This window comes from Winogradskyella jejuensis (assembly GCF_900129745.1).
Lineage (GTDB): Bacteria > Bacteroidota > Bacteroidia > Flavobacteriales > Flavobacteriaceae > Winogradskyella > Winogradskyella jejuensis.
This window is the reverse complement of sequence record NZ_FQWS01000001.1, coordinates 1,616,635-1,642,239: the sequence shown is the minus strand read 5'-3', so window position 1 is coordinate 1,642,239 and position 25,605 is coordinate 1,616,635. Positions and strand designations below refer to the sequence as shown.

Here is a 25,605-nt window from a genome sequence, read left to right as displayed (position 1 = left end):
TTTTACACATAGAGAAACCACTCTCAATATGTATTTTCATGCGAAATTTTAAAACCCAACTTATTGTGAAACACTTAAAAATCAAACTTCTATTTGTAGCTTGTGCTTTAATGGTGTTCTCTTGTGACACCGCAAAAAAGGCAAGTAAATCAAAAAAGGGAAGTGCTGCTACAACTGCTAAAGCACCCGCAAAAAAGCCTAAAAAAGGGGCAATTCAACCTTACAGCAAAGTCATAACTAAAGAGGCTAAAACTGACGAAGGCCTTTTCGATGTTCATAAAATCGACGATAAATTCTTTTACGAAATACCAGACTCTCTTTTCGAAAGAGAAATGCTAATGGTAACACGTATTGCTAAAACTGCTAACGGTATTGGTTTTGGAGGCGGAAAACAGAACACCCAAGTTTTACGTTGGCAAAAGAAAGACAAAAAAGTCTTACTAAGAGTGGTTTCTCATCAAGTTGTCGCAGCGGACTCACTTCCAGTACATGAAGCTGTAGTTAACTCTAATTTTGAGCCAATTTTATACACCTTTCCTATTAAAGCATTCAGTAAAGATTCTACAAAGACGGTTATAGATGTAACACCAATGTTTGAAAAAGATGTAAAGGCATTAGGTTTTCCACAAAGCAGACGTCAATCTTACAGAATAACTAGATTAGATTCTGAAAAGTCTTTCATTGAGTCATTGAAAAGTTACCCTCAAAATATTGAAGCACGTCATGTAAAAACATATGCAGCTGGACGTCCTCCTTCAAATTCTAGCACAGGAACCATTTCTTTAGAGATTAATAACTCAATGATTCTATTACCAAAAGTTCCAATGAAGCGTCGTATGTTCGATCAGCGCGTAGGATGGTTTGGTAGAGGTCAAACAGATTATGGTTTAGATGCTCAAGAAAGTAAAACAGTACGTTATTTAGACCGTTGGAGACTAGAGGTTAAAGATGAAGACATAGAAAAATTTAAGCGTGGTGAATTGGTAGAACCAAAAAAACCGATTGTTTACTACATAGACAGAGCCACGCCAGAACAATGGCGCAAGTACATAAAACAAGGTATTGAAGATTGGCAAGTGGCTTTTGAAGCTGCTGGATTTAAAAACGCAATTATAGCAAAAGACCCTCCAAGTGTTGAAGAAGACCCAGAATGGTCACCAGAGGATGTTCGCTATTCTGTGGTTCGTTATTTGGCGTCTCCAATACCTAACGCAAATGGACCTCACGTGAGTGATCCGCGTTCAGGAGAAATTTTAGAGAGTGATATCAACTGGTATCACAATGTAATGACCTTATTACGTAACTGGTTCTTTGTGCAAACAGCAGCAATTAACCCAGATGCTCGTGGTGTAGCCTTTAAAGACGAAGTTATGGGACGTTTAATCCGTTTTGTATCTGCTCACGAGGTTGGACACACATTAGGTTTACCACATAATATGGGAAGTAGTGTTGCTTATCCTGTTGAAAAGTTACGTGACCCAGCGTTTACTCAGAAATACGGTACGGCTCCATCTATTATGGATTATGCGCGTTTTAATTACGTAGCACAACCTGGTGACGAAGGTGTTGCCTTAATGCCAAACATTGGACCTTACGATAAGTATGCAATAATGTGGGGTTATAAACCAATCTTAGATGCAGAAACTGCAGAGGACGAAAAGAAAACGTTAGATAGCTGGATTTTAGAAAAAGCTGGCGATCCAATGTACCGTTTTGGAAGACAGCAATTTGGTGTTATAGACCCAAGCTCACAAACTGAAGATTTAGGAGATGATGCGGTTTTAGCAAGTGAGTACGGTATTAAAAATCTTAAGCGCATCGTACCAAACCTAATCGAATGGACTGCAGAAGATGGCAAAAACTATGATGATTTAGAAACGATGTACGGCCAAGTTTTAGGGCAGTTTAATCGTTACATGGGACACGTTGCAGCTAATATTGGTGGTGTTTACGAATACTATAAAACATATGACCAAGAAGGTGCTGTGTATACACATGTTGCAGACGACCATCAGAAAAAAGCAATGCAATTTTTACAAGACCAATTATTTACAACGCCAGATTGGATGTTAGATAACAATATCTTTAATAAAATTGAAAGTGCTGGACATATAGAGCGTGTAAGAGGTATCCAAACACGCACATTGAATAATATGATGGATTTTGGAAGAATGCAACGTCTTTTAGAAAACGAATCTATAAATGGTGATAGTGCTTATGGACTATACGACATGATGAAAGGTTTGCGTCGTGGTTTATTTAGCGAGTTACGTACTGGTAAGAAAATAGACATTTACAGACGTAATCTTCAACGTGCATATATTGAGCGTATGGAATATATTATGAAAAATGAACAACCAGCTGTTCCTGCTCAATTTAGACGTTTCTTTGGTGGTACTTCAGTAGATGTGAGCCAATCGGATATTAGAGCTGTTGTAAGAGCAGAGTTAAAATCGCTTCGTTCTCAGTTAAGAAACGCTCGTGGTGCTGACTCTATGAGTAGAATACATATTGCAGATGCTCTAGAACGCGTAAATAATATCTTAGACCCAAAATAACCTAAGAACAACATATTATTTTTAAAAAAGCTCCAAACTAAGTTTGGGGCTTTTTTATTTGGATATTTAAATCAAATGTTATTTTTGCGCATGCAAAAAATTCTACGTAGTCTTTTATTAGTTATTCCAATTATAGCTATTTCTCAATCTAAAGACAGTTTATTTATAAAAAATGGTATAGATAATCCTAACATGCAAACAACGCATCATTTCGGAATTTTTAGCTCACGTATTCAACAAAACTTTAAAAGAGAATCGCTTAATAAAACAAGAATCTCTTTTAATTACGCTAGTGGTAATAATTTTCAGCCTTTTGTAGAAACACATTTACCAAGAGACCCTGCTGTTAGAGAAGAGTTAAGTCAAGTAATATGGTTTCAAAGACGTTTCGATTTTATTGACCAAGAGACAACACCTGCTGACTACTATAATATTGTTATTGATGCAGTGATTAAAGAATTTAGGATAGACCTTACATTTCCTATTGCAAAAAAACATGAGTTAGGGATAAATCTAAGGTCTTATTTAATTACTGATGGGAGCTATCCATTTTCATTTTTCACTAGCGATGAAACTATAGAATGGTTTCATAGCAATATTGCTGGAGGCGAAGACCCTTTTGGAAGGCGTTTTTATGGTTTAAACGAAGTAAACTTTAGTTACACTGACAGAAACGGAAACACACTTCGGCTAGATAAAAATGATTTTTTTATAGGAGGATTGGAAATTAATCATCATTACTACCCTACTTTTGAATTCAACAAAACACGAAACTTATACTTTAATTTCGGAAGTCATATAGGTATAAATATGTCAAAATTTAATCCTTCTGTAGACATAGGAATTTCAGCAAATGCATTGAAGCAAATTAAGTTCAAAAATAAAAATGAACTTGACATTGCTGCAGGAGCTAGCCTTTTAAGGAAAAATATAATAGATTTTGATGAAGTTATAGATTTAGGCAACAATTCATTTATTGCTAGCCTTGAAGCTGATGTTGAATATACTAAATATACACAAAAAGGTAACTACAACGCTTTTGGCCTAAATTACCAGATTCAATCACGTTACAACAAAAAAGAAGAAACAGAATATTATAGATTATTAGGGGATTTTAGTGCTATAAATGCCGGATGGCATAACGGTGTTACACGTTTATATGTCCCACTCTCTAATTGGTCTATTATATACACCTATGGACGTAAAAACTTCAAACTATCTTTGTATGTGAAGCAAGATTTTTCGGTTAATAATGCTCCAGATATTCAAACGGGAATTAATATTAGTGCTCCTCTTACTAAGGATTAAAAGTCGTTATTTTAAAACTCTATTAATAGCCTTGTGATACTCTTCAAACTCAACGAGATTGTTATGATTTCCTCCTTTGACAGTAATATAGTCTAGATTTCTAATATCTAATTTACGAAGCTTGATTGAAGAATCATATGGCACAACAGCATCATCTGTCCCATGAATAATTGTTATTGGGCAATCTGCTTTTGGTAAAAACTGATATGTTGGAAACTTGTACTTCAATAAATGTTTAACGGGAAAAATGGGAAACCTACTTTTGGCTACATCTTCAATACTATAATATGGTGTCTCAAGGATTAATTGCTTCGGGTTATTTTCCGCAGCTAAATAAGATGCTATTCCCGTGCCTAAAGAGCGTCCGTAGAGTGTTATTTCATCTTCAGTATAGTGGTTCAAGAGATAATTATAACAAAACTGAGCATCTGTGTAGAATGCAGCTTCACTTAATTCACCTATACTCTTACCGTAAGTTCTATAATCCATAACCAAAACATCATAGCTCTTCTCAACAAAGTATTCTGTAATTGTTCCCCAACGACTCAAATCGCCTGCATTACCATGAAAATACAAGATAACACCCTTGGGATTTTCTGTTTTAAAGTGTAGTGCATTTATTAAGGCATTTTCTTCAGTTTTAAAAAACAATTCTTCATAAGAGTGACCAAACTGAAACTCATAATTTTGCTCTAGTTTAGTAGGAAAGAACATTAACTTTTCTTGAAAAAAATATAGGGCTGCTCCAATCATGAGATACAACGCTAAAAGAACATATAGTGTTCTTTTAAGCCTTCTTTTTAGTCTTTTTTGCACTATGGATAACGTTAATACTTGTGGTTTCTAAATCAATTGTTTTTGGCTCTCTATTTAAGATATCATCAAGCATTTTGTGATAGGATTCAAAATTATTTAGGTTTTTATGTCCACCACCTATAACAGTGTGTAGTTTAGTTAACTTGGCATTTATCTGAGATAATTTTACACTCGACTTATATGGTATTAACTTATCATGTGTGCCATGAATAATGTGTATAGGACATTGGACATATTTTAACCATTTATAAGTCGGCAACGGATACTTAAGCAAAATTGATAAGGGCATAAAAGGCATGTAACGTCCCGTGACTTTGGTTAAACTGTAGTAAGGCGCATCAAGAATAAGCATTTTGGGGTTGTTCATAGACGCAAGCTTTGTAGCAAAGCCAGAGCCTAGAGAGCGTCCATAAAGTATTATTCTGTCTTCAGTGGTTTTCTCCTTCACTTTATTATAAACCACTTGTAAATCGCGTTTTATAGCTTTTTGAGAGCGCTTTCCTGTGCTTTTTCCAAACCCTCGATAATCTACCATCAATACATTATAACCATGCCTTGTAAAATCTACAGCAAACTTTCCCCAACCTTTTATACTCTTTGAATTTCCTTTAAGATAGATAACTACACCTTTACTTTCGCCTTTTGGAAAAAACCGAAGACCATTAATTATAGCACCATCTCGCGTCTCTAAATTATATTCTTTGGTTTCTTGATTCTCGTAATCGAACTGAAAGTCTTTTGGAAGCTTTTCAGGCTTAAACAACACATAATCCTGGATGTAATATAACGCAATACTTATGGCGATATAAATTCCCAAAATTAATAAGATGGTTGAAACCCAGTACTGCATCTAATCTAAAGCGGTTTAAACACTAATATACTAAATATCAATCTAAACTGAGTAACTAGAATCTTCCATAATCTACAATTATGACCTAAAACCGTTAATTGTTAAATCTTGTGTTAAAAAAAGTGTTACTTTTAAACGCTTTGAAATTTTTAAAGTCCAAAAAGAGAATTTAAAACTTGAGAAGATAGGTTCTATCTAAATCTCAATCAATTAAAAAACAATAAAATCTAAAACCATGAAAAAATTATTAATTCTAGCGTTAAGTCTTTGCACATTTTTAGGCTTTGCACAACAGAACAATCCAGAAAAGAAAAAAGCGCTAATGGAGCGTTTAACCAAAAGCAGGACACCACAAGAACGTGCCGAAATTCAAGCTAAGCAGTTAACCTTAAAACTTGATTTAAGCGAACAACAGCAAACACAAGTGCTAGACATACTAACATCTCACTATGCTGAAGGAGAGGGTAAAATAGATGCAAATAAAAAGAATAGAAAAGAAATGAGTGATGATGACCGTCACAAAATGCAAACTGAACGGCTTGATGCACAAATTGCGCTTAAAGCTAAAATGAAAGACATTTTAAATGATGAGCAGTATGCCAAATATTCTCAGATGATGGAACGCCAAATGAAAAGACGTGGAGGCCCAGGAATGAAAGGAAAGAGAAATTAATTAATAGTTCTAGAAACAAAAAAGAGCGCTAATTGCGCTCTTTTTTAATTCATAAACTTTTTGCAAACTTTTCGACAGCCGAAATAGTTTCATCTAAGTCTTTATACGATAATGCATCTGTGATAAACCAGGTTTCAAATGCACTAGGTGCAATATAAATTCCTTGATTAAGCATGCTATGAAAAAAAGCTTTAAAGGTATCGTTATTTCCATTTGCAGCTGTTTCAAAATCATAAACGGGGTCTTTATGAAAATGAACAGATATCATACTACCAACTCTATTAATCGTATGTTCAACATTGTAGCGAGAAAGTACTTTTGCCATACCTTTCTGTAGATAAGCAGTTTTTTCTTCTAGTCGTTTAAACAATCCTTCATCAGAATTAATAGCTTTTAACATAGCCAATCCTGCAGCCATTGCAAGTGGATTTCCACTAAGTGTTCCTGCTTGATAAACTGGTCCATTAGGGGCGAGATAGTCCATAATTTCGTTTCTAGCAGCAAAAGCACCAACAGGCAATCCGCCACCAATAACTTTCCCAAAACAAACAATATCTGCATTGACATTATATAATTCTTGTGCAGCACCTTTAGCTAAACGAAAGCCAGTCATAACCTCATCAAAAATGAGTAAAATCCCATTCGTATCACACAAGTTTCGTAGTCCTTCTAAAAATCCTTCTTGTGGCGGAATACATCCCATATTTCCAGCGACTGGTTCAATAATTATAGCCGCGATTTCATCAGGATTGGCTGCAATGAGCTCTTCAACATTTAAAAGATTATTGTAACCTGCTAGTAAAGTATCTTTAGCAGTACCTTGTGTAACACCAGGACTATTTGGTGTTCCAAAAGTAGCGCCACCACTTCCGGCTGCAATTAAAAAAGCATCACTATGCCCATGATAACAACCAGAAAACTTAATAATCTTGTCTCTTTTTGTAAATCCACGAGCCAAACGAATGGCACTCATACATGCTTCTGTACCAGAATTTACAAAACGAATTTTATCAATATTAGGCACCATAGAAACAGCTAATTGTGCAATTTCAGTTTCTAAGGCGGTGGGCATCCCAAAAGACGTCCCGGATTCAGCTTTGGCTTTAACAGCTTCTACAACTGGCTCAAAAGCATGCCCCAACAACATCGGACCCCAAGAATTTATATAATCTATATATCTATTTCCATCTTCATCATACACGTATGCTCCTTTGGCCGATTTTGCAAAAATAGGAGTACCTCCAACACCTTTAAAGGCTCGCACAGGTGAGTTTACACCACCAGGAATTACGCTTTGCGCTTCTTTAAAAAGCGCGCTACTTCTTTGATATAACATAAGTTAAACTTAGTTTATTTTTAAAATTTGTCCTATCGACAAATTGTTTGATTTTAAATTATTCTTTCTCTTTATTTCTTCAACGGGAATACCGTATTTTCTACTCAATGAATACAATGTATCTCCTTTCACTATTGTATGCATAACCTCTTTAGCTACCTTAATTGGCTCACCAAAATCTTGAGATTTATCTAAAACTTGAGCGTCATATTTATACAACTCATAACGTTCAATAAGACTTATTAATTTTTCTGGATATTTCCTATCTGTAGCATAGCCTGCAGCTCGCAAACCTCTAGCCCAACCTTTATAGTCATCAGGTTTTAGATTGAATAAGCCTGCATAGCGCTTTCTTCCGACTAAAAAATCTGAATGGTCTTTATAAGAAGTAGAAGCTTCTTTATATTTTCTAAAACATTCTTGAGAGCGATCATCATCGTGATAGATTTTTTCGCCTTTCCATCCATGACATTTTATTCCAAAATGGTTATTTGCTTCTTTTGCTAAACGCCCATTTCCTGAGCCAGACTCTAAAATCCCTTGTGCTAAAGTTATACTTGCCGGAATTTTTGAAGTACGCATTTCTGACATAGCGATAGCAGAATAGGTATCAATATAAACATCGACTGAAGTTCGTTTTCTTGATGACTTAGTCACAGGAGCAGTTGGTTTTTCCTCAACAGGCTTATCCTTAATAATAACCTCTTCTGTTTTAGTTTTAGATTTTTCCTTTTTAGTAACTACACCTTTTTTAGAGCCGCACGAAACCACTAAAAGTGAAAGAATTATAATGAATAATCTTAATTTCATTTATATGTTTATTAAAGGCATGGACTTAGATTTTAATCGCTGGTTCATACCAGCTATGCCTTGAAGCCCTCCGGTATGGATAGCTAATATTTTTGCATTTTCTTCAAACTGCCCTTTAGAAATCATGTCCAAAAGTCCAAAGATCATTTTGCCGGTATAAACAGGGTCTAATAACACCTTGAATTCTGATTTAAAATCATTAATGAACGTTATTAGTTGCTCATTTATTTTTGCATAACCTCCAAAGTGATAATTAGTAATTAAATCCCAATTATTTTGCTTTGCAAATTTACGAATTTCATCCTGTAAAAAATCACCTTTCAGTGCAGGAAAACCTAATATCTTTTGATGATTTTTTGAAGCATTTATCAATCCCGAAATAGTTCCGCCAGTACCAACACAAGTACAGATATAGTCAAAATGAGAGGTTTCTTCATTCAAAATTTCCTCACAACCTTTTATAGCCAAATCATTTGTTCCGCCTTCGGGTACCAAATAAAACGCTCCAAATTCATTCCTTAATTCTTCAAGAAAAGATTCTGAATTCTTGTTTCTGTAAGCTTTACGCGATACAAAATAAAACTGCATACCTTGTTCTTGAGCAAATTTTAAAGTAGGATTAGCTACTATTTGAGATTGTAATTCCTCTCCTCTAATTACACCAGCAGACTTAAATCCATTACTATTTGCCGCATAAGCCGTCGCAGCTATATGATTTGAAAAAGCACCACCAAAAGTCAAAATCGTATCTTGATTTTGCTTTTTTGCCTCAAGTAAATTATACTTTAGTTTTCTAAATTTATTCCCCGAAATAAAAGGATGCAATAAATCTTCGCGCTTAATAAAAAGCTGAATATTTTTATCGTTTTTAATATGAATTTGCTCTATTGGAGATTGCATTTCGGTTTCAAAAATAGTTTATAAAATTCCAAAATGGTCGCTTTTTTAAAAACTTAGAATCTTGCTCATTAATATAAGCTTCTCTTTCAAAAGAAATAGACCTGTAGGTTTGTTGCCAATCCTTAAGTTTCGCATATCTAATTATAAATTCAATAAAATATAACAGATAAAAAGGAATAATTAAAAGCTCAAGCTGCTGTCTTAAATGAATTTTTTCGTGATTGACTAAGATTTTATTAAACAACAATTCTTTTCGCTTTAAAACTATAAACGGAAACAGAGTCAAACCAAAATAACCCTTTGGAACAATGTATTTTGAAACTATTATCATAGATATCTTCTTTCAAAAATCAATCCAAAATAAGCTATCTTTGTGTTATATGAAAAAATACGTCCCAATCGAAGATGGTGATTACTATTTAACGCCAGAAGGCTATCGCTGTTTTACAGAACAATACCATCTTAAACGCGGTTATTGTTGCGAAAGCGGCTGTAGACATTGCCCTTACGGATTTAATAAAGACAAACAAAAAACAAAATAATGCAAGCTACGCAAATGTCATTTGCTGAACAGATTTTAGAAGGAATTCCCTCTGAATTACCTCAGCCAAAACCTTATGACCCTTCTATAAATCACGCACCAATACGTAAGGATATTTTATCAAAGGAAGAAAAAAAATTAGCACTTCAGAATGCATTACGATACTTCGACAAAAAACATCATAAAGTCTTAGTTGAAGAATATAAAACCGAGCTCGAAACTTATGGTCGAATTTACATGTACAGATTTAGACCAGACTACAAAATGTACGCTCGACCGATTGATGAATATCTTGCAAAATCAAAACAGGCGGCAGCAATAATGCTCATGATTCAGAATAATCTAGATTATGCCGTAGCGCAACATCCACATGAGTTGATTACCTATGGTGGAAACGGTGGTGTGTTTTCTAACTGGGCGCAATATAGGCTAACCATGAAGTACTTAGCCGAAATGACTGATGAGCAAACACTGGTTATGTATTCTGGGCACCCAATGGGCCTATTCCCTAGCCATAAAGAAGCGCCTCGTGTTGTAGTGACCAATGGGATGATGATTCCTAATTATTCACAACCTGATGATTGGGAAAAATTTAATGCGCTTGGGGTTACGCAATACGGTCAAATGACTGCAGGTAGCTATATGTACATTGGCCCTCAAGGCATTGTCCACGGTACCACAATTACAGTTTTAAATGGCTTTAGAAAAATAGGAAAATCAACTAAAGGCAATCTTTTTGTTACATCTGGTTTAGGCGGGATGTCTGGGGCACAACCAAAAGCAGGAAATATAGCGGGATGTATTACAGTTTGTGCTGAAGTAAATCCAAAAATAACACAGGTGCGCTTAGACCAAGGCTGGATAGATGAAAAAATCACGGATTTAGATAAGCTTGTTTATCGAGTAAATAAAGCAAAAGCTGATAAAGAAACTATTTCTATCGCTTATTTAGGTAATGTGGTTGACGTTTGGGAGAAATTTGATGAAGAAAATATCCATGTAGACTTAGGGAGTGACCAAACATCACTTCATAACCCATGGGCCGGAGGCTATTATCCCGTTGATTTATCTTTCGAAGAGGCTAATATTATGATGGCCGAAAAGCCTGAATTATTTAAGAAAAAAGTTCAGGAAAGCTTAAGAAGACATGCTGAAGCCATTAATAAACATACCGCAAAAGGCACCTATTTCTTTGATTATGGCAACGCCTTTTTATTAGAAGCATCACGTGCTGGTGCTGACATTATGAACAAAAATCCAACGCTAGGTCGGGAATTTAGATACTCGAGCTACGTCCAAGATATCATGGGACCAATGTGTTTCGATTATGGATTTGGACCTTTCCGTTGGGTTTGTGCTTCTGGAAAACCTGAAGACTTACAAAAAACCGATGAAATTGCTTGCAAAGTACTTGAGGATTTGATGAAAGTAGCTCCTGCTGAAATTCAACAACAAATGGCGGATAATATTCAGTGGATTAAAGGTGCTCAAGAGAACAAATTAGTTGTAGGCTCACAGGCAAGAATTCTCTACGCTGATGCTGAAGGCCGTATGAAAATTGCTAAAGCCTTCAATAATGCTATTGAAAAAGGCGAAATTGGCTATGTAATTCTAGGGCGAGACCATCATGACGTTTCTGGAACAGATTCACCATATAGAGAAACTAGCAATATTTATGACGGCTCAAGATTCACAGCAGATATGGCTATACACAATGTAATTGGCGATAGTTTTAGAGGCGCAACTTGGGTAAGTATACATAATGGTGGTGGTGTTGGTTGGGGCGAAGTGATAAATGGAGGTTTTGGTATGGTTCTTGATGGTACTAAAGAAGCATCTAAACGTCTGAAACAGATGTTATTTTGGGATGTAAACAATGGTATTTCAAGGCGAAGTTGGGCTAGAAATAAAGGCGCCATTTTCGCTATAAAACGCGCCATGGAAAGTGAACCTAACTTGAAAGTGACTTTACCAAATATGGTTGATGATAAATTATTAAACGGACTCGAACTCAAATAAATTAAGCTATGAAAACAATTTTAAAACTTTTACCGCTGGCATTCATTGCCATTATATTGACTTCATGTAGCTCTGTACGTGTCGCTTCAGATTACGATAAAGAGACTGAATTTAACAATTACAAAACCTTTGCTTTTTTTAAACCTGGTATAGACAAAGCAGAGATTAGTGATATTGACAAACGCAGAATTCTTAGAGCTATAGAATCCGAACTTATGGCTAAAGGGATGACAAAATCCGAAAATCCAGATATGCTTGTTAGTATATTTACAAAATCAAACCAACGTGTGGATATTTACAATAATGCCTGGGGTGTTGGTGCCTGGGGCTGGGGTGGATTTGGACGTTGGGGCTGGGGACCTGGATGGGGTGCTTGGGGACCTGGTTTTGGCTGGGGCGGAAATAATGTTTCTACCAGAACAGAAGGTATACTTTTTGTAGATTTTATTGATGCTAATAAAAAGCAACTCATCTGGCAAGGTTCCGGAACTGGTTACTTAGTTACAAGAAATGTTGAAAAGAAAGAAGCCCGAATAAATGAATTTGTCTCTGAAATGATGACAAAATATCCACCAGAGAAAGATACTAAATAGAAGAATTTCAATTTTACATAAAGAAGAGTATTCATTTCTGAATGCTCTTTTTTTTCCCAAACTTAAAAAATGTGATGTTTTATAAAAGTGTATCTTTGCCCACTTTTAAGGCAAAGCATTATGATTTTAGGTCAAACCACTCGAAAAAATTTTACACAAAACCCAAAGAATGATATTCTTTCAGGATTAACCGTTGCATTAGCATTGGTACCTGAAGCTGTAGCATTTGCATTCGTTGCCGGTGTAGATCCATTAGTTGGTCTTTACGGGGCATTTATGATGGGTATCGTTACTGCTCTTTTTGGTGGACGTCCAGGAATGATATCTGGAGCAACTGGAGCCATGGCTGTTGTTATGGTTCACCTTATAAGTAAAGGAAACGAAGTAGGTTTAGCTTTAGAAACGCCTATTGATAATCTAGGATTACAGTGGCTATTTATAACACTATTATTTGTTGGTGGTATTCAGATATTAGCTGGTGTTTTTAAACTCGGAAAGTTTGTAAGATTAATTCCTCATCCCGTAATGATGGGCTTTGTTAATGGATTAGCAATCGTAATTTTCTTATCGCAATTAGGACTTTTTAAAGAAACTGTTAATGGCGAAAAAGTATTTATGACTGGTGTTGCGCTTTGGACCATGCTTGGATTAATAGCATTAACAATGGCTATTATGTACGGTTTACCAAAATTAACTAAAAAGATTCCTGCAGCCTTAACAGCAATAATTATCGTTGCAGCAATAACAATTCTAGGGAAATTAGATGTGAGCACCGTTGGCTCTTTTATTAGAGACGGCGGAGGCGAAGGATTACAAGGCGGTTTGCCTACATTTCAAGACCAAATATTTGGATTATTCTCTACCCTTCAAGGTCATTGGGATTTAATTCTTTCTACCGCTTTTATTTTAGCTGCTGTTGGTTTAATAGAGTCGTTAATGACGCTTAATCTTGTTGATGAAATAACAGAAACTCGTGGAAATGGAAACCGAGAGTGTATTGCTCAAGGTGGCGCGAACATATTAAATGGATTATTTGGCGGAATGGGTGGTTGTGCTATGATTGGCCAGTCTATTATCAATGTAGACTCTGGAGGACGCGGACGATTATCTGGTGCAGTAGCTGCTATTGCACTACTGTGCTTTGTATTATTTGGTGCACCTTTAATAGAACAAATCCCAATTGCCGCGCTTGTTGGCGTTATGTTTATGGTCGTAATCGGAACATTTGCCTGGTCCAGTTTCAGAATTATTAGAAAAATTCCGCTATCCGATGCTATAGTTTTAATTGCTGTTTCTGCGATTACTGTTTGGAAAGATTTAGCTGTTGCTGTGATTGCAGGTGTAATTATTTCGGCATTGGTATTTGCCTGGAAAAATGCAACGATGATTCGCGCTAGAAAACGCATTCAGGCAGATGGCACAAAGACTTATGAAATTTGGGGGCCTTTATTTTTTGGCTCTATTCAGAATTTCAATTCAAAATTTGATGTAAAAAATGACCCAGATAACGTTGAAATCGATTTTGTTGAATCTCGCGTCAGTGACCACTCGGCTATGGAAGCTATTTTCAATTTGGTTAATAAATATGAAGCTGCCGGTAAAGACATAAAGCTTAAGCATTTAAGTACAGACTGTAAAAACTTGATGTACAAAGCAAGTCCGAAATTCAAAGAAGTTATTGTTGAAGATATTGACGACCCGAGGTATCATTTAGCTGCTGACCCTGAAAAATTTACCAAACCACTTTCAGAATACAACATATAAAACATTTTTTTGCTGGTTATTAACTTAAGCCTTAGCCTTTTACACTAATCTATATGTTTTTTCTAAATTAACAGTAAAAATAACTGATTATCAATTAATTAGACTACCTTGCTGCTTTAATTTAATATATTTTAATATGAGTACTGGTACAGTAAAATTTTTTAATGACTCTAAAGGTTTTGGATTCATAACAGAAGAAGGACAAGAGAAAGAGCATTTTGTACACGTTTCTGGTTTAGTCGATGAGATTAGAGAAGGAGATAATGTAGAATTCGATTTAGCCGAAGGAAAAAAAGGGTTAAACGCAGTTAATGTAAAAGTTATATAATTATATACCTTACAATCTTTTTAAAGACAGAGCCTATCGTAATTACGATAGGCTTTTTTATTTACATCTGTACATTTTTATCTTCAGGAAACTGAGTCGGAATATCATCAGGATTTTCGTCTAACATCTCTCGTAAATTAATCTCTATACTTCTAGAAATTGTAGAAATGGGAACATCGTTTGGATTGCCTTCAAAAGGGTTTTCGCCAACTCTTGCCATCCGCTCCATAGTATGAAACGCCCAAGATACCACAGCGCAAAACGGTACTGCTACCCAGATGAAATATTTACCAACTAAATAAAAGCTATCAACCATAGATTCTCCTATATCTGCAAATTCTGGTATTAAGCCAAATGGCAATAAAATAGCGAATACTCTTGTGAGGTAGAGCGATAAACTTGCATACTGTCGTGGATAAGGAAAATTCTTTATTCGTTCAGATTTACCTTGATGTGTGAACAAAGTTTCTAAAACATTTTCCAACTCTAAGAAAGCAAATTCCCAAATTAATCCAACTTCTTTTAATTTGCGTATATGTGCAGATTGAAGATAAAGTAAAGCTGTTTGTTTATTAGATTTACTCATTACGTAATGCCGTTCTTCATCCGATAAATAACATTTAAGATTATCGTCTAACGAAGAGACTTCTTCTGGAATATGAATCATATTCCGCCATTCCCTATTGGTTCTAGACGTATGCTGTGTTTCCCAAGATTTTCTAGTTCGCATAGCATATCTTAAAGCAGTCATCCATGCAATGTGCCTGTATATTAAAATCTTTTTTTCTTTTTTAAGTTCTTCTTTGGATACTGGATTTTCTCTATGGTCATTAGTTACCATATCTTGCACCTTCATGCCCCAAGTTCTCGATGTATTTACTATAGCTCCCCAAATCATTCGGGCTTCCCAAATACGACCATATGCTGAATTGTTTTGAAAACCCACCAAAAATGCAACCGCAGTACCAATTAAAGCTACTGGAGTCCATGGAACATTTAAAAAAGTAAATCCAAATACCTTGTAAAGAACAGTGATGATTCCTGCATAGAGCAGATAGATTAAGGTTTCTCCTCTAGTCCATAAGACCATGTCTTTGACCGAGTATCTTTTTTTGGTAAGCATTTAATTGCGTTTAGTTGAACCTAAGATACAGAAAATCTTACACCAAACTAATTCGATTAATAATCAAGAAGCTCTTCAATTTTAGCTTTCACTTTTTCAGTTGACGGAATCATGGTTTGCTCTAGAGTTGAATTTAAAGGAATTGCAGGCATGTTCTCACTCCCAATAGTCATAACGGGCGCATCTAAATATTTAAAACATTCTTCTTGAATTTTTCCAGCTAAAGCTCTTGCAAAACTGTTGTTTGAAGGCTCCTCTGTGACTACTAAACACTTGCCTGTTTTTTTGACCGATTTCATTACAGTATCTTCATCCAAAGGATAGAGCGTTCGTAAATCAATGACTTCAATTTGATCTTGCATTCCTAATTCTTCTGAAGCATTCATTGCCCAATGCACACCCATTCCGTAAGTGACTATAGTCAGCGTCTCAACCGATTCTTGTTTCCAAATTTCTTGAAGCACCCAAGCCTTTCCGAATGGTAAAATATAATCTTCACTTGGCTCGACAGAAGTTGCGCCTTGAGTTCCAGGCACCTTAGACCAATACAAACCTTTGTGTTCTAAAATCACAACTGGGTTTGGGTCGTGATAAGCGGCTTTCATCAACCCTTTTAAATCAGCCCCATTACTCGGATAAGCAATTTTAATTCCACGAATGTTAGTTATTACACTTTCCACAGAAGATGAATGATAAGGACCGCCACTACCATAAGCGCCGATAGGAACGCGAAGTATCATACTCACTGGCCATTTTCCATTAGACAAGTAACAACTGCGGCTTACTTCTGTAAAGAGCTGATTGAGTCCTGGCCAAATATAGTCTGCAAACTGGACCTCAACAATTGGCTTTAAGCCAACCGCAGACATACCTACTGTTGAACCCACAATAAAGGCTTCTTGGATTGGAGTATTAAAGACTCTGTCGTCTCCGAACTTCTGAGCTAATGTCGCAGCTTCCCTAAATACGCCGCCAAGTCTTCCGCCAACATCTTGCCCGTACAATAAACACTCTTTGTGTTCTCTCATGAGTTCTTCAACTGCAAACAAGGCACAATCAACCATCACTACTTTATCTGCGCCTTCGGGAGAACGTGTTCCTTTTTCTTCAGTGATTGGAGTTGGCACAAAATCGTTAGTAAATAAATCTTCTGGTTTTGGGTCTTCAGCCTTCAATGCTTTTTGAAAATCTGAAGCCACTTTCTCTTTTGCTTTATTCTCAATCTCATCGACTTCCTTTTCTGTAAAACCATTATCCAAAAGTTGCTGTCTTAATACCGGATAAGGGTCACGCGAACGCGCTTCGTCTAAATCATCTCGGTACCATTCCATACGTACACCTGATGTGTGGTGATTTAATAACGGAACTTTAGCATGAACCAAAAACGGACGACGCTCTTTTCGGATAGTCGCAATGACTTTTTCAATAGCTTCGTAGCTTTCAATAAAGTTAGCGCCGTCTATACTAATAGCTTCTAAACCATGAAATCCTGCTGCATATTCTGCTGCGTTTTGCGCTCTGGTTTCGGCTTCATTTGCAGAAATATCCCATCCATTATCCTGTACTAAATACAGGATTGGCATTTGCTTTAATGCTGCCATTTGAAACGCTTCGGCTATTTCACCTTCGGTGACTGAGGCATCTCCTAAAGAGCATACTGAAATTGGATTCTCAATAGACGAATCATTCAGACCTTGTAATTCTTTATATTGCATTCCCATAGCAACACCTGTTGCCGGAATCGCCTGCATTCCTGTTGCTGAAGATTGATGTGGAATTTTTGGTTTATCATCATCTTTTAAACTTGGATGCGAATAGTAGGTTCTACCACCAGAAAATGGATCATCCTTTTTAGCTAAAAGCTGCAGCATTAAATCATAAGGCTCTAAACCAAATGACAATAACATCGCATCATCTCTATAATAAGGAAATGCATAATCTTGAGGTAATAATTGTATGCCTATAGCCACTTGAATAGCCTCATGACCTCTAGAAGTTGCATGTACGTATTTTGAAACTTGCTTGAAATTCTCTTCATACAACTCAGCCATAGCCTTAGCGGTGCAGAGTTTAGAAAATCCTTTTTTAAGTATATCTTTTTTCATCTAAGCGAATTGCTTTCTTGTTTTAACCATCCAACCAAATCTATCTTCGAGTTGTCCTGTTTTGATTGCATTTAATGTATCGTTAACTTCCAGTCCTACAGGACTTTCGTCTGAAACATGAATTGTTTCGCCTTTTAGTCCAATCTCTTGAATGTAGGCTATGCCAACGGCTGTTCCTGTTCCGAAAGCTTCTTCGAGTGTTCCGTTTTTGGAAGCTTCAATAATTTCGTCGATAGTAATTTTTCGTTCTGTAACTGAATAATTCATCGCACGAAGCATATCTATAACACTAGCTCGAGTAATACCATGTAGCACGGAACCATCTAATTCTGGTGTAATAAATTCACCATTGATTTTAAAGAAAATATTCATAGTCCCAACTTCCTGAATATATTTATGCTCCACTGCATCTAACCACAAGACTTGATCATATCCTTTGGCTTTTGCCAGTTCCGTAGGTCTAATTGCTGCGGCATAATTTCCAGCTGCCTTTGCTTCTCCTGTTCCGCCATGAGCTGCCCTAATATATTGCTTCTCTGCCCAAAGTTTAATACGCTTACTAAAAAATGGACCTGCAGGTGAAGCCATAATAATAAACTTATAGTGGGTGGCTGCACGCATGCCTATAAAAGGCTCATCGGCATACATAAATGGTCTTAAGTATAACGCACTGCCTTGCTGTGGCGGAATCCAATTATGCTCTAAACTCACTAACTCTTTTAATCCCTGAACAAATAAATCTTCCGGTACGTGAGGCATGCCCATACGGTCAGCACTTTTGTTTAATCGAGATGCATTTTGAGCAGGTCTAAACAACATTGGCTCGCCATCTGCGTCTTTGTAGGCTTTCATACCTTCAAAAATAGCTTGGCCATAATGTAATGCCATTGCTGCAGGATGCGTTGGAATAGGCTTTAGAGGTTCAATTCTTGGGTTAGTCCATTCTCCATTTTCATAGTCACAGATAAACATGTGGTCTGTGAAAGTGGTTCCTAAAGGGATGTTGTTGAAATCTAAGTCGTCGACTTGCGATTTTTCAACTTTTGTAATTGATATGTTGTAGTTCATAATCTTTTGTTTTATAGTTCATTTTGTCTTGAAACAAAACGAACCAAAAATTCAAGTTGAAATAAGGAATTTTTCAATCTTGTTTCACAGATTGAAAACCAAAAATAAAATCTAAATTCAGTCCAAGGCTTCCTGAATTCTTAACGATTTGATTTTTATATTCGGCATTTCAACATTTATTTCAATGCTTCGCATTGATTATATCTAAAAGCGAAGCGGTCTAATCTCTATATTCTAGATGTCTCTATTAATATCAAACTGTTCAAAATAATCTGCCACGCGACGTACAAAACTTCCGCCCAAGAAGCCATCAACTACGCGATGGTCGAATGACAGCGACAGATACATCATGCTTCTAATCGCGATTTCATCACCGCTTTCCGTCTCAATGACTTCAGGACGTTTTTTTATGATGCCAAGTGCGAGTATGGCGACTTCTGGCTGATTAATGATAGGTGTTCCCATAACACTGCCAAAGGTTCCTACGTTAGAAATTGTAAACGTACTTCCCTTAATATCATCTCCACCAAGTTTATTATCTCTTGCCTTTGCAGCCAATTCATTAACGTTAGAAGCTAAAACCTTTAAATCTTTTGTGTCCGCATTTTTGACCACAGGAACGATAAGATTTCCACTAGGTAATGCCGTTGCCATACCAATGTTTATATCCTCTTTTACAATAATATTATTACCATCAACCGAAGCATTAATATTCGGAAAGTCTTTTATTGCTTTTGCAACTGCTTCGACAAATAATGGTGTAAAGGTTAAACGCTCACCGTACTTTTCTTGAAAGGCTTTTTTATTAGCATTACGCCAATTCACCATGTTAGTCATGTCCGCCTCAACATAAGCAGTTACGTGTGGCGACGTATGCTTGGAATAAACCATGTGGTCTGCAATCATCTGACGCATGCGATCCATCTCAATGATTTTACCTTTGCCTTTGTCGAAAGATAATTGTGGAATTCTATACGCCGTTGAGTCTTGTTGAACAGGTTGCGCAAATTTGTACGGTCTTCCATCTTCGATATATCGAAACAAATCGCTTTTGCGTAATCGCCCCTCATTTCCTGTTGCAGGAATTCGCGCTAGTTCTTCAAAACTGATATGATGTTCTTTGGCTATGGAAATGATTAATGGTGAAAAAAAAGAAGCCCCATCTGTCTTCCCCAAAGGGGAAGAAAAACTCGGTACTGAATATTGTGGAGCAGATTGGTTTTTATTTTTATTCCTTAATTTTTCTTTTTGTGGTACTTCGACTGCGCTCAGTGTGAAATTTTCTTTCGATTTAAGGTTCGAGTTCGAATTCAATTTCTTCTCTTCAGAAACTTCTAAAATTGCTATAACCTCGCCAACTGGAACAACATCCTTTGGCGCAAACAACGTTTTCACTAATGTTCCTGAAGCTGGAGCTGGAACTTCGTTATCAACTTTATCTGTGGCAACTTCTAATAAAATATCACCTTCATCAAAAGAGTCGCCCTCGTTGACCAACCAATTAATAATGGTTCCTTCGGTGATGCTTTCACCCATTTTGGGCATTTTTAAATCAAACTTTTCCAATAGAAAATATTTATATTTTTTAAAGTATTAAATATAAATACAAACACCTTTTTAAGATGTTAAAAACTTTTAAATTATAATTAAACAGAATTATATTCTTAAAATAGATATTAAATAAGAATTTTATACTTTTACAATAGTAAAAACAATAAAATATTCTATTTTTTTTCTGATGGCGTACACTTTAGACCATATCGACACACAAATATTAGCAATGCTTCAAAACAATAGTAACCGCACTACAAAAAGCATTGCAGACGAACTTGGAATGACCACATCTCCTATTTTTGAACGCATTAAAAAACTTGAAAAAGAAGGCTACATTAAAAAATATGTGGCTGTTTTAGATAATAAAAAAATAGGCTTAAAACTTACTGTTTTTATCGGAATCACGCTTCAAGGCCATACCAGAAGTTATCTTGAAAAGTTTGTTACAGAAATCAATAACTTTCCAGAAATTGTAGAATGTCATCGGGTAAGCGGTAACTTTGATTATTTATTGAAGCTTGTCGTTGAAGATATTGAAGCTTATGAGCATTTTATAATTTCAAAATTGACATTACTTCCCTACTTAGGCAATGTGCAAAGTTTGATTACACTATCTACAGGGAAAGAAACCAATGAGATTGATTTGAGTAGAGTCTAAGTTTTAAGAAATTTTCCATTTTCAAAATTCAAGGGAGAAATAAAAACTATATCATCAAAATATAAATCAAAGTCGATTAAAGATTTTAACTGTATAATTTCATTTTTACTCAAACCATATCCAACATTGTCAATAAGTGCCAGCCACCAAACTTTATATTCTGATTTGTAATTTTCAACTTTTGCTGTTTTTTCAGGGATAATGATTTTTAAACTTTCGACGATATCCGAAACTATAAATCCAAAATCATTTAAATCCGAATACATTCCGAAATTATAAATTTTACCAAGCCACTTTTCAGATGGGATGAAGTCTAGGGTTAAACTTTCATTAATAATATATTTTTTTGACTCACCTATTTCTTCTAGATGAGTTTCTAATACATCGTTAATTCTTTTCTTGATATCCTTGTTATACTTTATTGGTCTAATATAACTAACACTTACAAAAGATGAAATATTTGTTATTTTTTCTGTTTTGAAATTTTCAATTTGATTTAAAATCTTGGGAAAAAAATTAAAGGCTACTTTTTCCAAAGGTTCATTATTATAGAATCTATTTAGCCTTCTGACCTCAACAGCTATTTTACCATCCAAAACAAAATCTGGTGTCCTATTACCTTTAGGCTCGAATTTAATGTCATCATATCCTATAAACTCAAAAAAGTCTTTTGCAATATTTTCCTCGTGTTTCAAACTTTAATCATTTCTTAAAAGCTTCACGTAAAGTCTTGTACGCTTCTTCCTGAGTCGGTAAATCTTTAGCCACTTCTCGAAGTGGCTCAACTTCTTTTAAAGACTCATGACAATCCGTTGGTAATTGCTGATAAAGTTCCGTGCCTTTTGTTTTCCAAGCTATCATTTCATCAGAAACTTGCTTAATTACTTTTGCAGGATTTCCGACGACCAAGCTTCGTTTAGGAATTATAGTTTCGGCCTTTACAAATGCCATTGCACCTACAATAGATTCATCGCCTATTTCGGCATCATCCATAATCACAGCATTCATACCAATTAAACAATTCCTCCCCAAATTCGCACCATGTATAATGGCACCATGGCCAACATGAGCACTTTCTTTTAGGGTAATTGACTTACCAGGAAACATATGCACGGTACAGTTTTCTTGTACATTGACACCATCTTCTAAAATAATTTGCCCCCAATCACCACGAATAGCAGCTCCTGGGCCTATATAACAGTTTTTACCAATGATAACGTTACCTGTCACAGCCGCCAAAGGATGCACAAAACTAGATTCATGAACGACCGGTGTGAAGCCTTTAAATGAATAAATCATTTTTTATTTAAATTCTTTTAATTTCTCTTTTGTAAAATCCGATAAGACTAATCGACCACTAGTTGCTGCACGTTCTGCCAATAGTTCATCCCAATCATCTGTGCCCTTCCAGAATACTTTTTTCATTTCTAGCATGGCCTCGGTGTTATAAGTGCATAAATGTTCAGCTGTTTTCTTAACCGCTTCATCTAGTGCTTCTGTACTTTCAAAAACATGTGTAAATAAGCCTTTTTGTTTTGCCCATTCTGCGGGATAAAATGAATTGGCATCAATTGCAATTTGTGACATTGCGCTTAATCCTATCTTACGCTCAATAGCTGGGCCAACGACAAAAGGTCCAATACCAATATTGAGTTCACTCAACTTTATAGCGGCAAATTTAGTAGCCATACAGTAATCCGTTGAGGCCGCAAGACCCACACCTCCGCCAACGGTTTTACCTTGAATACGTCCAATAATAAATTTGGGACATTTACGCATGGCATTGATGACATTGGCAAAACCTGAAAAGAATACTTTTCCTGTCGCCGCATCATTAATGTTAATCAACTCATTAAAGCTTGCTCCAGCACAAAAGGTACGGTCACCTCCGCTTTTAAGAACGATTACTTTAATGGCATCGTTTTTCCCAGCTTCTGTAATTGTATTTGCTAATTCAGTTAAAACATCTCCAGGAAGTGAGTTGTGCGCAGGATGAAAAAATTCGATATATCCTACTTCGTTTTCTATGGTTTGTTTTACGTATGGTTGTTGCTCTGCCATAATTATATTAATCCAAATTGTTCAAAATGATGATTTAAATGCTTACGCTCTAATAAATACCACTCGTATCTATTTAATTCTCCAAATACCATGTTACGTAACGTGGCATCTGGATTTTCTTTGAAGTATTCTAAATATTTCTCACGTTGTGACTTAAACTTTCCGATTGCCGTTGCTAAATTTTCATATTTTAAATCATCAAGCGTGTCCTTTTCCAGTAATGGAAATTGACTGTTTTTTGGGAATTTATCATAATTCCAAAGACTGTTTTTCACCTTTTCTAAAATCTTTTCTGGTGTTGAAATTTCAAAATCTTGAATTTCGCCAGCCGCAATTTTATAGGTGTATTCCAAATGCTCAATCATGTGTTGTGGTCTCATGATTCCCCATTTTGGCTTTGTATCCTCAGAAAGTTTTGATAAACATTCATCTATCATTTCATCTGTCATCTCCACGAAAGTTTCTTGCTTTTTCTCAACCATAGTTAATATGGTTGCTACTGCAACTAGCGGACTATCCTTATCTGTTTTTTGACTTTTTGGTCGATTTTCAAAATTAGCATCAAACACCTCAACGTGCCATTTTACGATGCCACTCGGATGTTCGGCAGAAGCTACATCTCTATCTACTTTTTCTTTACACGTTAAGCGTACATTAATGGTGTCATTATGATATAATGGTCGTAAAAAACGGATACTATCTAAACCGTAATTAGCCGCAACTGGCCCTTTGTTAGGATATACAAATAAGCCCGCCGCTGCAGATATAATGAAATAACCGTGAGCAGTTCTTTTCTCGAAAATACTTCCATCTAAAGACGTAATGTCGGTATGTGCGTAGAAATGGTCCCACGTTAGATTGGCGAAATTCATGATATCCGTATCCGTAATTGTACGGTTATGGGTTTTAAGTGACATACCTGGATGGATGTCTTCCCAGTGGTATTTGAATGGATGCTGTTCGGCTACGGTATATTTTGCATTTTGCTGATAAATACCCGTAATCTCCGTAATTGTTGTTGGCGAACCTTGAATGGCTGTACGCTGCAAATAATGTTTGATGCCGCGCATGCCGCCCATTTCTTCGCCACCGCCTGCACGTCCTGGTCCACCATGTACCAAATAAGGTAACGGTGAACCGTGACCTGTACTTTCTTTGGCACTTTCTCTATTTAATACTAAAATACGTCCATGATGAGATGCTGCATTTACCACATACTCTTTAGCAATTTTATCGTCATTAGTCGCAATTGAAGACACTAATGAACCTTTACCCATTTGAGCCAATGTAATCGCTTCATCTAAATTTTTATAAGGCATAATGGTACTTACTGGACCAAAGGCTTCACGCTCGTGAATGATTGAATTTTGAAATGGATGGTCTGCTCGTAATACGATTGGACTTATAAAAGCGCCTTTTTTGGCATCTGCTCCTATCGTCTCAATTTTATCTAAATCACCATAAACAATTTGAGCTTCTTTAGCTAAATCATTTACTGAATCTTTGACAGCCTGAACTTGCTGTTTACTTACCAGAGAACCCATTCTAACTTCTTTGAGTCTTGGGTCCCCAATAGTGACCTTGTCTAGTGCTTTGCCTAAAGCCATTTGAACATCTTCAACTAAATTCTCTGGAACAATAATCCGCCTTATCGCTGTACATTTTTGTCCAGCTTTAACCGTCATTTCTTTACGGACCTCTTTGATAAACAGGTCGAATTCTGGTGTTCCAGGAACAGCATCTTCTCCTAAAATAGAAGCGTTTAATGAATCCGCTTCCATGGTGAATGGCACAGATTCTTGAATCAATCGTGGATGTGCCTTTAGCAATCGGCCTGTTTGCGCCGAACCTGTAAAGGTCACTACATCTTGAGATTCTACGGTATCCAAAATAGTCTTAACTGTTCCATTGATTATCTGTAGTGCACCTTCAGGTAAAATACCAGAATCAATTATTGTTCTAGCTACGGCCTCTGCTAAATAGGATGATGAAGGCGCTGGTAATACCACTGCTGGAACACCTGCCATCCAATTAACAGCACACTTTTCTAACATTCCCCAAACCGGGAAATTAAACGCATTAATATGCACTGCTACTCCTTTTTTAGGTACCATGATATGATGTGCCATAAAGCGTCCGCCACGAGATAAATCAATGGGATCTCCTTCCACATGGTAAGACTGATTAGGAAATAGCTTTCTTAAAGATGCATTGGCGAATAAGTTTCCGAACCCTCCTTCGATATCTATCCAACTATCGACTTTGGTGGCTCCTGTTCTATAGCTTAATTCATAAAACGCATCTTTTCGTTTTGTGAGGTATAATGCTAATTTTTTAAGCATATTCCCACGCTCTTGAAACGTCATTTTACGAAGTACTTCGCCTCCTTTAGTTCTTCCGTAATTAAGAATTTCGGGGATATCTAAGCCTTCGACAGCGACGCTTGTGAATGCTTCACCTGTAACCGCGTCAAGGATTGGCGTTCCTTCTTCTTTTCCTGTTGTCCAGTATCCTTGGACGTAATGTTGTATTTTTTCCAT

General features: G+C 36.2%; 23 protein-coding genes. 9 read left to right on the top strand and 14 right to left on the bottom strand.

From position 1 onward, the window contains the following. The first annotated feature begins 110 nt into the window (after nt 1-110). Together BUB95_RS07630 and BUB95_RS07625 are read left to right on the top strand one after the other, a co-directional pair. Nucleotides 111-2,558, top strand: a complete 2,448-nt coding sequence (locus BUB95_RS07630; RefSeq protein ID WP_394333621.1) for a zinc-dependent metalloprotease — start codon at nt 111-113, stop codon at nt 2,556-2,558. Between the two features lie 90 nt (nt 2,559-2,648). Next, nucleotides 2,649-3,866 carry a hypothetical protein gene (locus BUB95_RS07625; RefSeq protein ID WP_143185568.1) on the top strand — a complete coding sequence of 406 codons (1,218 nt, stop codon included), beginning with the start codon at nt 2,649-2,651 and terminating at the stop codon, nt 3,864-3,866. A 6-nt stretch (nt 3,867-3,872) separates the two neighbouring features. Here BUB95_RS07625 and BUB95_RS07620 read toward each other — a convergent pair whose 3' ends face one another. Together BUB95_RS07620 and BUB95_RS07615 are read right to left on the bottom strand one after the other, a co-directional pair. Continuing rightward, complete coding sequence (locus BUB95_RS07620) at nt 3,873-4,619, bottom strand: alpha/beta hydrolase (protein WP_073084926.1); 747 nt, start codon at nt 4,617-4,619, stop codon at nt 3,873-3,875. A 34-nt stretch (nt 4,620-4,653) separates the two neighbouring features. Beyond that, nucleotides 4,654-5,532: an alpha/beta hydrolase gene (locus BUB95_RS07615; protein ID WP_073084924.1), complete on the bottom strand. Its 879-nt coding sequence runs from the start codon at nt 5,530-5,532 to the stop codon at nt 4,654-4,656. Nucleotides 5,533-5,767: 235 nt separating this feature from the next. Here BUB95_RS07615 and BUB95_RS07610 point away from each other — a divergent pair, with 235 nt between their 5' ends. Next, nucleotides 5,768-6,205: a magnesium transporter CorA family protein gene (locus BUB95_RS07610; protein ID WP_073084922.1), complete on the top strand. Its 438-nt coding sequence runs from the start codon at nt 5,768-5,770 to the stop codon at nt 6,203-6,205. A gap of 49 nt (nt 6,206-6,254) precedes the next feature. Here the strand turns inward: BUB95_RS07610 and hemL are convergent, their stop codons facing one another. The 4 genes from hemL to BUB95_RS07590 are packed head-to-tail and all read right to left on the bottom strand — an operon-like array spanning nt 6,255 to nt 9,582. Further along, entirely contained in the window at nt 6,255-7,541 is a 1,287-nt protein-coding gene (gene hemL / locus BUB95_RS07605) for a glutamate-1-semialdehyde 2,1-aminomutase (RefSeq protein ID WP_073084920.1), read from the bottom strand. Between the two features lie 9 nt (nt 7,542-7,550). Then, on the bottom strand, nt 7,551-8,351 hold the full coding sequence (locus BUB95_RS07600; protein ID WP_073084918.1) for a glucosaminidase domain-containing protein: 801 nt from the start codon (nt 8,349-8,351) through the stop codon (nt 7,551-7,553). Continuing rightward, on the bottom strand, nt 8,352-9,251 hold the full coding sequence (locus tag BUB95_RS07595) for a 1-aminocyclopropane-1-carboxylate deaminase/D-cysteine desulfhydrase (protein ID WP_073084915.1): 900 nt from the start codon (nt 9,249-9,251) through the stop codon (nt 8,352-8,354). A 7-nt stretch (nt 9,252-9,258) separates the two neighbouring features. Next, the gene (locus BUB95_RS07590; protein ID WP_073084913.1) at nt 9,259-9,582 is read right to left on the bottom strand and encodes a hypothetical protein; all 324 of its coding nucleotides are present in this window, start codon (nt 9,580-9,582) and stop codon (nt 9,259-9,261) included. Between the two features lie 49 nt (nt 9,583-9,631). On the opposite strand from BUB95_RS07590, the gene BUB95_RS14290 reads away from it, so the two are divergent. The 5 genes from BUB95_RS14290 to BUB95_RS07570 all read left to right on the top strand — a co-directional run bounded on the left by BUB95_RS14290 (nt 9,632) and on the right by BUB95_RS07570 (nt 14,496). Next, nucleotides 9,632-9,793 (top strand): C1orf53 family protein, encoded by a 162-nt coding sequence (locus BUB95_RS14290; protein WP_158281916.1) that lies wholly within the window; start codon nt 9,632-9,634, stop codon nt 9,791-9,793. Nucleotides 9,794-9,807: 14 nt separating this feature from the next. Next, nucleotides 9,808-11,811: a urocanate hydratase gene (locus BUB95_RS07585; RefSeq protein WP_073085152.1), complete on the top strand. Its 2,004-nt coding sequence runs from the start codon at nt 9,808-9,810 to the stop codon at nt 11,809-11,811. Between the two features lie 8 nt (nt 11,812-11,819). After that, nucleotides 11,820-12,404: a DUF4136 domain-containing protein gene (locus tag BUB95_RS07580; protein ID WP_073084911.1), complete on the top strand. Its 585-nt coding sequence runs from the start codon at nt 11,820-11,822 to the stop codon at nt 12,402-12,404. A gap of 120 nt (nt 12,405-12,524) precedes the next feature. Further along, nucleotides 12,525-14,168, top strand: coding sequence for a SulP family inorganic anion transporter (locus tag BUB95_RS07575; RefSeq protein WP_073084909.1), 1,644 nt, complete (start codon nt 12,525-12,527; stop codon nt 14,166-14,168). A 136-nt stretch (nt 14,169-14,304) separates the two neighbouring features. Beyond that, nucleotides 14,305-14,496: a cold-shock protein gene (locus BUB95_RS07570; RefSeq protein WP_073084907.1), complete on the top strand. Its 192-nt coding sequence runs from the start codon at nt 14,305-14,307 to the stop codon at nt 14,494-14,496. Between the two features lie 61 nt (nt 14,497-14,557). On the opposite strand, the gene BUB95_RS07565 is transcribed toward BUB95_RS07570, so the two are convergent. The 4 genes from BUB95_RS07565 to BUB95_RS07550 all read right to left on the bottom strand — a co-directional run bounded on the left by BUB95_RS07565 (nt 14,558) and on the right by BUB95_RS07550 (nt 20,328). Then, nucleotides 14,558-15,619 (bottom strand): bestrophin family protein, encoded by a 1,062-nt coding sequence (locus tag BUB95_RS07565; protein WP_073084905.1) that lies wholly within the window; start codon nt 15,617-15,619, stop codon nt 14,558-14,560. Nucleotides 15,620-15,675: 56 nt separating this feature from the next. Further along, nucleotides 15,676-17,724, bottom strand: a complete 2,049-nt coding sequence (locus BUB95_RS07560) for an alpha-ketoacid dehydrogenase subunit alpha/beta (RefSeq protein ID WP_073084903.1) — start codon at nt 17,722-17,724, stop codon at nt 15,676-15,678. Further along, nucleotides 17,725-18,792: a branched-chain amino acid aminotransferase gene (locus tag BUB95_RS07555; RefSeq protein ID WP_073084901.1), complete on the bottom strand. Its 1,068-nt coding sequence runs from the start codon at nt 18,790-18,792 to the stop codon at nt 17,725-17,727. 234 nt (nt 18,793-19,026) lie between these two features. Continuing rightward, complete coding sequence (locus BUB95_RS07550) at nt 19,027-20,328, bottom strand: dihydrolipoamide acetyltransferase family protein (RefSeq protein ID WP_083573331.1); 1,302 nt, start codon at nt 20,326-20,328, stop codon at nt 19,027-19,029. 202 nt (nt 20,329-20,530) lie between these two features. On the opposite strand from BUB95_RS07550, the gene BUB95_RS07545 reads away from it, so the two are divergent. After that, a complete protein-coding gene (locus BUB95_RS07545) occupies nt 20,531-21,004 on the top strand; it encodes an Lrp/AsnC family transcriptional regulator (RefSeq protein ID WP_073084897.1) in 474 nt (157 codons plus the stop codon). Here BUB95_RS07545 and BUB95_RS07540 read toward each other — a convergent pair. Genes BUB95_RS07540 through paaZ form a run of 4 tightly spaced genes read right to left on the bottom strand, consistent with a single transcriptional unit; the run spans nt 21,001 to nt 25,605 of the window. Then, nucleotides 21,001-21,699 (bottom strand): hypothetical protein, encoded by a 699-nt coding sequence (locus tag BUB95_RS07540; protein ID WP_073084895.1) that lies wholly within the window; start codon nt 21,697-21,699, stop codon nt 21,001-21,003. The genes BUB95_RS07545 and BUB95_RS07540 overlap by 4 nt on opposite strands. Before the next feature lie 7 nt (nt 21,700-21,706). Continuing rightward, nucleotides 21,707-22,303 carry an acyltransferase gene (locus tag BUB95_RS07535; protein WP_073084893.1) on the bottom strand — a complete coding sequence of 199 codons (597 nt, stop codon included), beginning with the start codon at nt 22,301-22,303 and terminating at the stop codon, nt 21,707-21,709. A gap of 3 nt (nt 22,304-22,306) precedes the next feature. Beyond that, a complete protein-coding gene (locus tag BUB95_RS07530) occupies nt 22,307-23,065 on the bottom strand; it encodes an enoyl-CoA hydratase/isomerase family protein (RefSeq protein ID WP_073084890.1) in 759 nt (252 codons plus the stop codon). 2 nt (nt 23,066-23,067) lie between these two features. Then, nucleotides 23,068-25,605, bottom strand: a complete 2,538-nt coding sequence (gene paaZ / locus BUB95_RS07525; protein ID WP_073084888.1) for a phenylacetic acid degradation bifunctional protein PaaZ — start codon at nt 25,603-25,605, stop codon at nt 23,068-23,070.